This window comes from Pedobacter sp. AC402, from assembly GCF_979252805.1.
Genome location: NZ_CEEDAI010000015.1, coordinates 125,952 through 138,827 on the forward strand (window position 1 = coordinate 125,952; position 12,876 = coordinate 138,827).

Here is a 12,876-nt window from a genome sequence, read left to right on the forward strand (position 1 = left end):
AGACCATGAAAATACTATCGGCTTTAAAAATATATGTTGCAGTGCTAGGATTACTGCTGTGTACTGCTAAGTCCTTTGCGCAAACTGATCCGCATTTTTCACAATACTATGCAAATCCGTTATACCTTAACCCAGCATTAACAGGGGTTATAGATGGCGATTACCGTGCAACGGTAAACTTTAAGCAACAATGGAGTGCTTTAAACAGTTCTTTTTTAACCGGGGGTGCCTCTTTTGATATGGCACCAAAAAAGAACTTCGCTTTCGGTGCTACCATTTTAAACCAAAGGGCAGGGGAGCTTGATTTTAACTACCTCTCTGCACTGGTATCGGGTTCGTACCGTTTAAGGTTTGGTGCAGAAGGTTTGCAAATGGTAAGTTTCGGCTTGCAGGCAGGCGTAATTAACCGCAGTTTCGATTTCTCTCAAGCCAGATTTGGCAACCAGTTTAATCCAATTTCGGGTTATGATGGCGGTATGATGAGTGGCGAAACACTTTCTTCACAATCATCGCTGGTACCGGATGTAAACGCTGGTATAATGTTTTTTGATGGTAACCCGAACAAAAGTGTAAACGTTTTCTTAGGCGCAAGTGCAGCACACTTAACCCGCCCAATGGATCGTTTCTCAGGCTCAAATTCACGTATTCCGGTTCGTTATACTGCACATGGTGGCGCAAGAATCAAAGCTTCGGAGTTGTTGGATATTGTTCCCAATGCCTTGTTTATGTACCAGGGTAATACAAACGAAGTTTCGTTGGGTGCTTATGCACAGCTTAATGTTAATCCATCAGCAAATATTTTGTTTGGTGGTAACTACCGGAATAAAGATGCCGCAATTGCATTTGTTGGCTTACAGCTAAAGAACATGGTTTTCGGCTTAAGTTATGATGTAAATACCTCAACTTTTAACCGTGCCTCAAACAGTAACGGTGGTTTGGAGCTTTCCATCTCGTTAATTGGCCGCAACGGTATCATTGGTCCAAACTTCTTTTGTCCACGATTATAATTATTCAAATGAAACTATTATGATTTAAAACCATAATAGTTTCATCACCATTGAAAACAAGTTTAGAAAGATGAAAAAAATATTACTCTTTTTGTTAGTGGCATTCGGCGGTTTTGCAAACGCACAGTACGTGGTAAATTATAAAAAAGTTGCAGATACTTATTTCGAAAATAAGGACTATTATGCGGCATCTACCTTTTATAAAAAAGCCTTAAAAATTACTGGCGATAGTACCCAGGCCATTTTGCCTTATGGTAAAGAAAGAAAATCAGCTACAGATGATAAAGTGGTGGAAGATTATGAAGGATCGATTTTTAACCTTGCAGAATCGAGCAGGTTGTACAGGGAGTTTAATGAGGCCGAAAAATATTATGCCATAGCAATCACCTTTACCAATACCCGTTTTAAAAAGGCCTTATTTTATTATGCCGAAAGCTTAAGGGCAAACAAAAAGTTTAACCTCGCCATAGATGCTTTTCAGCAGTATATTCAAAAAAATCCGGGTGATGCTTTGGCTAAAGAAGCTAAAAAGGAAGTAGAATCGTGCAAGTTCGCGATAGAAGAAATGCGTTTTCCACGTATGGTGCAGATTAAAAAAGTGCCTGGCAATGTAAATGGTTTAGGCTCTAACTACGCACCGGTTAAAATCAATAACGAATTGTATTTTACTTCATCCCGTCCCGTTGCAGTGGGCAGTAAAAAAGATATGGTTAAAACAGATGCCGGAGAAATTCAGGTATCAACCAAAACAAATCCCTTCATCAACAATATTTATGCAGCCAAAGGCGAATTAACTGCTGCCGATATTGCAGTAAGAAAGATCGATATCAACCTGCCTAAAAATTTGGAAGTGGCTGCAGCTACTTTTACCCCTGATGGAAATACAATCTACTTTACAGGTTGGAGAGACAAAGAAAAGTATACCATTTACAGTTCGAAAAAAACAGGCAATAAATGGGCAGATCCACTTCCGGCAGGTTTACAGGTAAACAGTAAAGATTTTAATTCATCGCAACCTTTTGTAACCAGTGATGGTAAATTCCTGCTTTTCTCATCAGATAGAAGCGGTGGCTATGGCAAATACGATCTTTGGTATTGTGCTGTTCGCGAAGACGGATCTTTAGGTCAGGCCGTAAACATGGGGCCAACCATTAATAGCGAAGATGATGAGCGCGCGCCATATTACAATCCATTAACCAAAAAATTATTGTTCAGCACCGATGGTCGAATAGGCTTTGGAGGTTTGGATTTTTTCGAATCTGAAGGCGATCTGGTAGATTGGACTACACCAAAAAACCTCGGTTATCCGTTCAATTCATCAAAAGATGATCTTTATTTCACTGCAACAGATGAAAAAGGAACAAAAGGATACATCAGTTCTGATCGCGAATCATCATGCTGTTTAGAAGTTTTTGAAGTGAAGAAAGAATTCTTCTCTATTGCAGGTATTTTAACCGACTGTAAAACAAAATTACCTTTAACAGGTGCAAACGTAACGCTAACAAATGCAGAAGGTGCTCAAAAATTAACTACAGGTACCGATGGTATTTACAAGTTTAAAGTTGATTCTAAAAGACCAGTTAAATTGCTTTTTGCAAAAGATAACTACTTTGCAATTACTAAAAACTATCCTTACGAAGAACTTGCAAAGGCAGATACATTAATTTATAAAGATTACTGCTTAAGTCCGTTTAAATTGGGTATTCCAATCGCTTTGGATAACGTATATTACGAATTTAACAGTGCAGAATTAACAGAGCCATCTAAAAAAGTGTTAGACTTCCTGATTCCGATTATGGAAGATAATCCCGAAATGGAAATCGAGTTAGGCTCTCATACCGATAATATTGGCACCGATGAATATAACCTCGATCTATCAAACAGAAGGGCAAAATCTTGTACTGATTATTTGGAAAGTAAAGGGATAGCCGCAGCAAGAATGACTTCGAAAGGTTATGGAGAATCGATGCCGATTGCGCCAAACGAAATTGTGGTTAAACGCAAGAAAAAAGATAATCCTGAAGGCAGAGCGAAAAACAGAAGAACAGAATTTAAAGTAACCAAAAAATAGCATACAATTAACATTTTCATTAAGCCATCTCTGTTAAGGAAGATGGCTTTTTTGTTTGTTCGTGCAGCAGCCTTGCTAATATTGACCGTTGGTGTTGGCAAAAACAAACTGATAAGCAGTTTTTGAATTAATCTTTGTAATTTTCACCACCATTAAAACGCAATGAAGATTAATATCCAACCGACTGTAATTTTTAGAACACCCAAATTTTCCTATCAATCTGAACTCAAAGATTGCTGGGAAGAACTAAAAGCAGCCATATCTATATCTTCTACAGCTTTTTACGAAACCATAAAAGAGGTTAAGGCCGATGAATTAAAAAGTCTTTCACCAAAGGTTTACTTTACCATCTGGAAATATTTTAACCGCGCAAAATTCCGTTCAACACCCTATGGCACGTTTGCTGGTTTTAGTTTATTAAACAATGCGATAAAACCATCAGCAAGCAATATTGTAATTGAAGAAGATCAAAAAATATGTGAACTGGTTGATTGGCCGTATAAAAATAACATCCAAATACCCATAGCCGATTTGCTTGCAAAGAACTGCCAGTTATTTAGCAATAGCAGCTACTATTTCATACCAGGCAGTATTCGTTACATTGCCTGCACCGATGGTGTTTTCGAATTGGCAGAACTGGATGATAACAGTTTTGTAAAACAAATATTGTTGGCCTGTTTACAGCCTGTTCGTGCTAACGACCTTATTAAAGCTCTTGATATAAAAGCCGATGAAGTAGAAAACCTCTTTGGCCTGCTTCAGGATATGCACGATCTGCAACTCCTTTTTACCAATTACGACCCAAATATTATTGGAAAAGACTATTTCGAACGCTTAGGAATGCCCGTTACAACAGCGTTACCAAAATATTTGATTGCACAGCGAAAAGTTCTGTCTGGAAATGTTGATGAAAGTTTACTATATGCTGTTCCCGGATTGGTTAAAACGCTGCAAGGGATTTTACTGGCTAACGATCGCGAAGCACTTAAGCAGTTTGCTAGCAGGTTTAAAAAGAAATTCGAAGATCAGGAAGTACCATTACTGCTGGCCCTTGATCCTGAAATGGGGATTGGTTATGATGAACTGGAGCAGGGTGGGCAGCACGACAATTTTATTGCTAAATTAACGAATAAAACAGCCAAACCTGATGCTGATAACGAGCGGATTAAATCCGCATTAAAAAATACATTAAACCAAAATTTCGAAAAAGGTAAACCGGTATTTCTAAATAAACTTAAACTTCAGTTAAACGAAAAACCACGGCCTTTACCCAATTCGACCAGTATGATAATGGCTGTGCATGACGATCTGATTTTTGCAGAACAGATTGGTGGAGCCACTGCCAATGCATTAACAGGAAGGTTTACCATGGCTAACGATGCTGTTGAAGATTATGCGAAAAGCGTTGCCAATGCCGAACAGGATGCAAACCCTGATGTATTGTTTTTCGATGTGGCCTACATGGTAGAAGCCAATGTAGATAATGTTAACCGACGGAAATTGATCTACAATCATCAGTTATCCATCCTAAATTTTGATACTTCAGCCCAACCGCTCGCTTTAAACGATATTCAGGTTTCTGTTATCGGTACTGAGGTAATTCTTCGTTCCAAATTCCTGAATAAACGTTTGGTACCTAGAATGGCCTCGGCATATAATTATTCCCGGTCTGATTTATCAGTATTCAGGCTTTTATGCGATTTGCAGCACCAGGGTGTAATAACCAGTTTATCATTACCGCTCGAAAGCCTTTTTCCTGATCTCGATTATTATCCACGCCTGCAATACCATAATATTGTTCTAAGCAGGAGCAAATGGCGCATTAAAAAAGAAGCACTTTTAGAAAAAGATCAAAAATACTTATCCATCGAGCTTTGCCGTAAATACCTTCAAAATTTAGGGGTGAGCAATTATTTTAAAGCCGGTTTATCCGATCAAACCCTATGTTTTGTCTTGCAGCATGATGATGATATTAACGCTTTTCTTCAATATATGCAAAAACAAACCAGCATTTACATTGAAGAATTTTACCTGCCTCAAAACAATGTTGTGGTTGATGAAAGCGCAAAGCCTTATCTGGCCCAGTTCGTTTTATGCATCGCCCATCAGGAGCAGATTTATGGCGGCTTAAGCAATCCTTCAGATCATAGCAATGTTACGCGTTATTTTCCTCCAGGAAAAGAATGGCTTTACTTCGAAATTTATTGTCACCAACAAAGATCCGATCAAATTCTGGCCACTATCATCAACCCTTATTTGGCAAAACATGCTGCCCAGATTAAAAAATGGTTTTTTATCCGTTACAATGAAAATGGAAACCATATCCGGTTTAGGTTATTGCTGAATGATTACCGCAATGCACAAATATTAACCTCCGGTTTAATGGATGATCTGGCTCCGTTTTTAAATGCCGGTTTGATATCAGATGTACAAATAAAAAGCTATAAACGTGAGCTTGAACGTTATGGCAGTACCATGATAGAAAGTGTTGAACAGCATTTTACTGCTGACAGTGACTTTGTGTTATCACTTTTCGAAACTCAACCTGATGATTTTAACAAGTATAAATACTGTTCAGATCTGGTAGCAAACATTGTTCAGTCAAAAGTTTTCGATCAGCAGGCGGCAGGCAAAATGATCAGGTTGTTTTCAGATTCTTTTAACCAGGAACATCGTTTGGAAGCGGCAGATTTTAAACAGTTAAAACAGCTATTATCAGGAATTCAGGAAAGCTGAGATTTTAGCGTTTACAGCCATACAACAACAAAAATTCGAAGTATTTGCTGCTTCATTTATCAATTGCCTCAATCAGGTTAAAACCGAAAAAATGGTTAAATTATTTGGCGATTTAATGCACATGCATGTAAACAGACTTTTTAATAAAGATCCGCGTACACATGAAATGGTAATGTATTACTTTTTGCTAAAAGATTTTCAACGCAGAAATGCAATTGGTGCTTAACGGTTTAGCCTGGCCAGTGGATTAACAATATCAACCGAAATTTCGGTAATGTACCTGTTTAAAGGATCTTTATCATACTTGAACAGAAAATCTTTGCCATAAAAATTGCTTAGGCGCTTCGCAATGTTTTCTATACCTACATGGTGACTTTCGCTCTGCTTACCTTTATTATCATTGATCATATTTATGGTGGTGATATTGAGGTGATCGTTTTGGTAGGTAATTTTGATAAGTGCAGGCTGGGTAGAGTGCGAAACGTTGCCATGTTTAAATATGTTTTCTACCAGCGTTAACAAAATAAGCGGTGGAAACCTTAATCCGAATAAATCTCCTGTTACCTCAAGTTCCAGATTAATCGTATTGGCTGTTCTGAGCTTATGCAGGTTAATTAAATGTTCTATCTGCTCAATTTCTTCACTGATGGGAACCATTTCTGATGCCTCCGGTCGTTTTAATGCATAGCGCATCATTTCAGCCAGGTTCATAATGGCATCAGCAGCCATTGGCGCCTTTTTGCGGGCATCGTTATAAATAAAATTTAAGGTATTAAACAGGAAATGGGGGTTAATCTGGCTTCGGAGGTAATTATTTTGCGATTGAACCAGATCGTTTTCCAAAGCCTGCTTCTCAATCTGGGTAACCAGGTTCTGTCTTTCCAATGCTTCAACTTTCTTTTGATCCTGGAAAGATTTCTTAATGTATACATAACCCGTGGCAAAGCCGATGTAGTATAAAGAACGATAAACACTGGTTAGGAAAAAATCTCGGTTGAAAGAAACAGGTCCACTTATCTTGATAAAATCTAATTCTATAAATACCAATCCGGAATAGTAATTAAACAAAGTATACGCACCAATATTAAGAATTATGAGTAACGAAATTTTTACTGGTATTAACTTTAAATTTTTATTACTTAACAGTTTATTTAGAAAAAAAGCATGAGTATAAAATACTGTAATATTGCTTAAGTAAATAAGGAGATAAACACCCGGTGGCCTGAATGATCTCGATACCAAACCAAGTACAAATACCTCATAAATGATATAAATACTCCAAATAAAGAGATGGAGTTTATATTTTTGAAGGAATTTTTTCAAGTAAAAAAAGATCATTTTATTGCTTTTTATCTATTAAATTAGGGTTTTTGTCTTCTAAATCGAGGGTTTTGTGTAAAAAACTAGTTGCGTTGTGTTTTGAGTTGCACCTTTACAGAAATTAATAACAACAATAAAATACATACTTAAAAACATTATATCATGAAAGCTCAAAACACAACTAAACTTGCTAAAAAAACTGTTTTCGTTTATAAAAACATTAAATCTCAAAACAACTATTCAACACACCCAACTGGTGATCAAAGTCAAACTGTAGTAACTAACGCTACCTGGATTTTTGCAATTTAATATTGCTATTGATTTCTGTTAGATTTTAATAAGCTATTCTGCACATAAGCGAAGAAAGTTTCTTTATAACCTTCGCCAATCTGAATCATTTCATTATTTACAAGGCGGATAATATTTCCATCTACCTTTTTAATGGCCGATTTAGCAACGATGTTCGATTTGTTAACCCTTATAAAAGCATGGTTTTCTAAGGCTTTTTCGATCTCCTTGAGTGTAAGATAAGTAGTATGCGTTTCGGATTTGGTAATGATCTGTATATAGTTTTGTAAGGCCTTAATATACAGTATCTCATCAATCGCAATATTGGAAAAAGCATATTTGTGGTCGCCTTTAATATAAAGTGCAGCCACCTGATCCGGTTCTTTTGAAGAAGGCTTGGCGCTATTCGCTTCTTTCTTCAGGATCCTGTCTATACCAAGCGCAAATTTTGCGAAAGAAATTGGTTTAAGCAGGTACTGATCCGATTGAACATCAAATGCCTGTAAGGCATAATCAGGATGTGCGGTGGTGAAAATTAAATACTTTGCTTTTTCCCTGATATTTTTGGCAAGCTCCAATCCATTGATTCCGGGCATGTCGATATCCATAAACAATAAATCAATCTCATCATCAGTGCTTATTTCAGTAAGTGCCTGTACGGGGCTGGTAAAGGTCTTAAAAATTGTTAGCCCAGGCATTTCCGCAATGTGGTCAGTTAACACCTCAATTGCATGTTGCTCGTCGTCGATAACAACGCATTTTAGATTCATGATTATTTAAATATGTTTGTTTTATTTGATTTGAATGCAAGTTAAATAAAAATGAATTGATTTAGCCATAGGGCCTAAAAAAATCTTCATTCTGTTTTCGTCTAATAAACTGATGGGTTTCGTGTAATATTCTATAGGGTTGATGTAAAAAACTTACCCAGTAAACTTCTTTTTCTAATCTTTAAACTGTTTGCCAAAAACAAATAAACATCTACCTGCCCAATATTGTGTAGCCTGTGGATAAGAAAATAAAAACAGGCCATACAACACTGGGTTTTAGATTTTAATAAAACTTAAAGAATTAAAAAAGAAGAAGAAAAATATTCCCTACATCTATCTACCGCCAAAATGAAACACAACGAATACGAATACTTGCTAAATAAAATCTACTACAAAGGGATTCTTAAAAATAACGGAATCAACGCAGATATGTACCAGAGAATGCAAAATGAATATAGCAATCTTGATCTACCTGCATTGGTTAAAGGAAAACTTGATGGTGATTATGCCTTCAGAAAATCTTTTTTAGTTGTTCGCAATTTTGTTCAGCAGGCCATTAAAGACGGTTTAAAAAGCTTTCATTTTACCATGAATTCAACAGATATCAACAAATTGACTTACATGGTGGATATGTTGAATAGGAACTTTTTTGATAAACAAAGTTTAGACAGGATTATCACTACAGCAAATTCTGTATTCAATCAATATAACTTAAAAAACTAACCATCTATAAAGATATATCATGGAATTAAAAGACGAAATCGGGCAATTTGCCGTAAGAATCAAGAAAATGCTTCCACAGGTTCAATCTGAAGATCTGACAAGGAATGCACTCGTAATGCCTTTTATCCAAATTTTAGGATTCGATGCATCTGAAGTTCAATCTGAAGCTGTATTAGATTTTGGAGTTAAAAAAAGTAAAAAAGTAGATTACACCATTATGAAAGATGGTGAGCCAACAATTTTAGTTGAATGCAAACACCACAACGAAAATTTAGATATCCATGATTCACGTTTATCTAAGTATTTCCGTAAAACAAAAGCTAAATACGGTTTATTAACAAATGGCCTTGTTTACCGCTTTTACACAGAGAAAATGGTGAGATCAAAGAAAAATCAAGAGCCTTTGTTTGAATTTAAAATAACGGATACCAAAGCTGCTACAATTGCTAAAATGATCGAAGAACATAAAGATTATTTTAACGTAGATCAAAAACAAACGCCATTAGCAAGCTAAAAATATATTAATTTTAATCTAAGAGTTCCCGAAAATTCTTACCTAAAAGTTCCGATCCAATCGGGACTTTTTTTATGTCCGGCCTTAAAAACAAAAAGGGAGAAACCGCATTGGTTTCTCCCTTTATTGTATTAATATAATATTGCTTAAATAAGTGCTACACTTCTGCTTACAAATGCCGTTAACTCAGCTCCTGTTAACATTCCTTGTGCCAATAGTGCTAAATCTACTGCTTGTTTAGCCAGTGTACTTTGCTCAGCCTCATCAGATGCTAAAATCTTGGTAATCAACTTGTGGTTTCCGTTAATGGCAACCTTGTAGCTGTCTGGCATTTGCCCATAAAAGCCCATACCACCACCCATTGCAGCCATATCTTTCATGCGGCGCATAAACTCATCCATGGTAATGGTAACAGGCAATTCTTCAGGGTGTAAAGCCACAATTTCTACTTGCATACCTGGTTTGGTAATGGCTTTTTCGAAAATTGCAGTTACTTCCTTTACCTGATCTTCAGTTAAAACATGCTCGTTTTGCTCATCTTTTTCAATCAGATTATCTGCAACGCTAGAATCAACACGTTTAATTGATGTTTTTTCTAATTTTTGCTCCAACTGATTAATAAAGTGATTATCAATTGGCGAATCCAATACCAAAACATCGTAATCTTTTTTATTGGCCGATTGGATAAACGCATCTTGTTTAGCAGCATCGTTAGTGTACAGATAAACTACTGAGCCGTTTTTATCTGTTTGTAATGCAGTAACCTTCTCTTTATACTCTGGTAAAGTGAAAAGCTCGTTTTTAGTGTTTCCAACCAAAGCAAAATCTTTTGCTTTATCGTAAAATTTCTCCTCACTAATCATTCCGTATTTTACAAATAAACCAATGTCTTTCCATTTATCCTCGTATGCTTTACGGTCTTTCGCAAATAACTCCGCTAATTTATCAGCAACCTTTTTAGTGATGTAGTTATTGATTTTTTTAACATTGCTATCAGCCTGTAAGAAACTACGCGATACGTTTAAAGGAATATCAGGTGAATCGATTACACCATGTAAAAGCATCAAGAATTCTGGTACAATATCTTTAACCTCATCGGTAATAAATACCTGGCGTGAATATAATTTGATTTTATTACGTTGCATTTCGAAGTCGTTTTTCAACTTAGGGAAATACAATACGCCTGTTAAATTAAAAGGATAATCAACATTTAAATGAATCCAAAACAAAGGTTCTTCGCTAAACGGATACAACTCACGGTAAAAGCTTAGATAATCCTCGTCTGACAAATCTGCAGGAGCTTTGGTCCAGATTGGGTTAGTGGTATTGATGATGTTATCAACTTCCACATCACTAAATTTAGCTTTACCTTCTTCATCAACACCATCTTCAACAGATTCTGTTTTAGTGCCAAATTTAATTGGAACAGGTAAAAATTTAGCGTATTTATCTAATATTTCCTGAAGTTTGCTTTCTGCTAAAAATTCTTCAGAATCTTTGTTCACGTGAAGGATAATATCGGTACCTCGGGTAGTTTTAGTGCCTTCGGTAATTTCGAATTCTGTACTGCCATCGCAAACCCAACGTGCAGGTTCTGCACCATCCTGGTAAGATAAAGTTTGAATTTCTACTCAATCCGCCACCATAAAAGCAGAGTAAAAACCTAAACCGAATTTACCGATGATTTCGTTGGCATCTTTAGCATCTTTAAATTTCTCAACAAACTCACTTGCGCCAGAAAATGCAACCTGGTTGATGTATTTCTTAATCTCTTCGGCAGTCATTCCCAAACCGTTATCACTAATGGTAATGGTTTTTGCGTCTTTATCAACGGCAACTTGTACCAATGGTTGGCCAACTTCTCCGTTAAACTGACCTAATGAACCTAGTCTTTTAATTTTCTGAACTGCATCTACTGCGTTAGAAACCAACTCACGAAGAAAAATTTCGTTATCAGAGTATAAAAACTTCTTAATTATCGGGAAAATATTCTCGGTATGTATCGAAATATTTCCTTTTTCCTGTATGCTCATATGTAAATAAATTGTTTAATCTATAGGCTGCATATCAAGGGTTGTTCCAAAAGGATTTGTTTGCCAAAATGACAGCCGCAGGGTTCGTCATCTTTTGATACTGTAGTCAGGAAAGCAATGACAGTATTTCTATGACATAATTTTAAGGAATGAATATCCTATGGGCATCGTCATGGCGATAAGGCTTTTTCAGCCGACGAAGCGAAGGAGCTTCATCTCATGCGTCTTCCTGAACTTTTTTCAGGATTTTAATCATGAATTAACCATAGCTACTTAATGTGTATTTTTTATTGCGTTTGCCACGGAAACACCGAAATCACGGAAAATTTATTTTGTCTTCTCTACGTATTCTCTTTTTTGGCTATCATTCTGAGGGATAACTTATATGGTAGCGGAGCTGAAGACTTTTTCACAGTAGTCGATTCAAAATCCATGATCTGTGTCCCACATAACAAGGTTTCTTAAGTTAAGGATTTCAACCTATGATGTACACAGATGCACACAGATTTTCATATCTGTGCGCATCCTTCCAATCTGTGGTTAAATTATTTTTTGCTTTTGCAAGGCTTAACTAAATGATAATGCCGCACATACCATCATTAGTAATCGTAATTTATTCTTCCTCAGTATAAGCCAACTCAATATCAATAAACTGGATAATCAACGAGCATACATTGCCTTCAATATCAAAACCATAATAAACAGGGTAGGTACCATCACCAAAGCCACTTTGAAAAAATGGAATATGATAATCTGTTCCTGGATTTTCCAATTGATCCAATCTCCGTCTTCTCGTTGATAAATCGGATTTTCGGCATAATTAGCAGCAAAAAGCAGTGCGAAATAATCATCGTAAAGGTTTTTGCCAGGATTTTCGTTATGAAACTTATCTTGAAAAGCGCAAAAATGTTTCAATGTTTCTTTGTCCAAAACACAAGCCAAACCTGCATCAACATTAAATCCGAAAAACTCGCCTTCATTAAAATCAACCAGGTCTTCCGTGCCAATTAGTGCTTCTTCAAAACGTATGGCATCATAAGCCGTAAATTGCACTTTAACAGCCGCATAGCGGGCACAATCTTCCCCATCAGGAACTACAACGGCAGCCGTTACCGGAAATACACCTACAGGAACCTTTATGGTGTAGGGCTCCGCATCTTTTTGAATGTACACCAATGGATCACGAACCAAAATTTCTCCCGTTGGGATGGAAACACTGCCCAGTTCAAGGTGGTCGATTTCTTTACCGGCTACTCTTGTTTCTTCGAAATAATCGTTTAGGTTGTTTGGACAGGTTAATAAATTACGTTTTTCGTTCCAGGTTTTTAACCATGTTTCACTTGGTGCCATTGTGTTTATTTTAGAAAATAGATATATGTAAAAATAAAAAAGCCAGAGAGATTTATGGTCTGCC

General features: G+C 36.5%; 10 protein-coding genes and 2 pseudogenes. 7 read left to right on the forward strand and 5 right to left on the reverse strand.

Going from position 1 to position 12,876, the window contains the following annotated elements:
- Positions 1-5: 5 nt before the first annotated feature.
- The 4 genes from AC0IWE_RS24080 (at position 6) to AC0IWE_RS24095 (ending at position 6,040) form a co-directional block, all read left to right on the forward strand.
- The gene (locus AC0IWE_RS24080) at positions 6-1,007 is read left to right on the forward strand and encodes a PorP/SprF family type IX secretion system membrane protein (protein WP_055903253.1); all 1,002 of its coding nucleotides are present in this window, start codon (positions 6-8) and stop codon (positions 1,005-1,007) included.
- A gap of 70 nt (positions 1,008-1,077) precedes the next feature.
- Entirely contained in the window at positions 1,078-3,078 is a 2,001-nt protein-coding gene (locus AC0IWE_RS24085) for an OmpA family protein (RefSeq protein ID WP_471795053.1), read from the forward strand.
- 162 nt (positions 3,079-3,240) lie between these two features.
- On the forward strand, positions 3,241-5,814 hold the full coding sequence (locus AC0IWE_RS24090; protein WP_471795054.1) for a thiopeptide-type bacteriocin biosynthesis protein: 2,574 nt from the start codon (positions 3,241-3,243) through the stop codon (positions 5,812-5,814).
- Between the two features lie 19 nt (positions 5,815-5,833).
- Positions 5,834-6,040 carry a lantibiotic dehydratase C-terminal domain-containing protein gene (locus tag AC0IWE_RS24095; RefSeq protein ID WP_471795337.1) on the forward strand — a complete coding sequence of 69 codons (207 nt, stop codon included), beginning with the start codon at positions 5,834-5,836 and terminating at the stop codon, positions 6,038-6,040.
- On the opposite strand, the gene AC0IWE_RS24100 is transcribed toward AC0IWE_RS24095, so the two are convergent.
- Positions 6,037-7,137 (reverse strand): sensor histidine kinase, encoded by a 1,101-nt coding sequence (locus AC0IWE_RS24100; RefSeq protein WP_471795055.1) that lies wholly within the window; start codon positions 7,135-7,137, stop codon positions 6,037-6,039. The two genes, AC0IWE_RS24095 and AC0IWE_RS24100, sit on opposite strands and share 4 nt — an antisense overlap.
- A gap of 159 nt (positions 7,138-7,296) precedes the next feature.
- Here AC0IWE_RS24100 and AC0IWE_RS24105 point away from each other — a divergent pair, with 159 nt between their 5' ends.
- Positions 7,297-7,443, forward strand: a complete 147-nt coding sequence (locus AC0IWE_RS24105) for a hypothetical protein (protein WP_471795056.1) — start codon at positions 7,297-7,299, stop codon at positions 7,441-7,443.
- A 5-nt stretch (positions 7,444-7,448) separates the two neighbouring features.
- Here the strand turns inward: AC0IWE_RS24105 and AC0IWE_RS24110 are convergent, their stop codons facing one another.
- Positions 7,449-8,192, reverse strand: coding sequence for a LytR/AlgR family response regulator transcription factor (locus AC0IWE_RS24110; protein WP_055903249.1), 744 nt, complete (start codon positions 8,190-8,192; stop codon positions 7,449-7,451).
- A gap of 348 nt (positions 8,193-8,540) precedes the next feature.
- Between AC0IWE_RS24110 and AC0IWE_RS24115 the strand changes: the two genes are divergently transcribed.
- Both AC0IWE_RS24115 and AC0IWE_RS24120 read left to right on the forward strand, forming a co-directional pair.
- Complete coding sequence (locus tag AC0IWE_RS24115) at positions 8,541-8,915, forward strand: hypothetical protein (RefSeq protein WP_055903248.1); 375 nt, start codon at positions 8,541-8,543, stop codon at positions 8,913-8,915.
- A gap of 19 nt (positions 8,916-8,934) precedes the next feature.
- Positions 8,935-9,429 carry a type I restriction enzyme HsdR N-terminal domain-containing protein gene (locus AC0IWE_RS24120; protein ID WP_055903247.1) on the forward strand — a complete coding sequence of 165 codons (495 nt, stop codon included), beginning with the start codon at positions 8,935-8,937 and terminating at the stop codon, positions 9,427-9,429.
- Between the two features lie 146 nt (positions 9,430-9,575).
- Here AC0IWE_RS24120 and htpG read toward each other — a convergent pair.
- From htpG to AC0IWE_RS24135, 3 genes and pseudogenes are all read right to left on the reverse strand, one after another.
- Positions 9,576-11,462: pseudogene (htpG, locus tag AC0IWE_RS24125) on the reverse strand (molecular chaperone HtpG).
- 613 nt (positions 11,463-12,075) lie between these two features.
- Entirely contained in the window at positions 12,076-12,243 is a 168-nt protein-coding gene (locus tag AC0IWE_RS24130; protein WP_471795057.1) for a DUF4241 domain-containing protein, read from the reverse strand.
- Positions 12,213-12,812 (reverse strand): annotated as a pseudogene (locus AC0IWE_RS24135) (DUF4241 domain-containing protein); the annotation flags it as partial. The gene AC0IWE_RS24130 and the pseudogene AC0IWE_RS24135, both read right to left, overlap by 31 nt.
- Between the last annotated feature and the right edge of the window lie 64 nt (positions 12,813-12,876).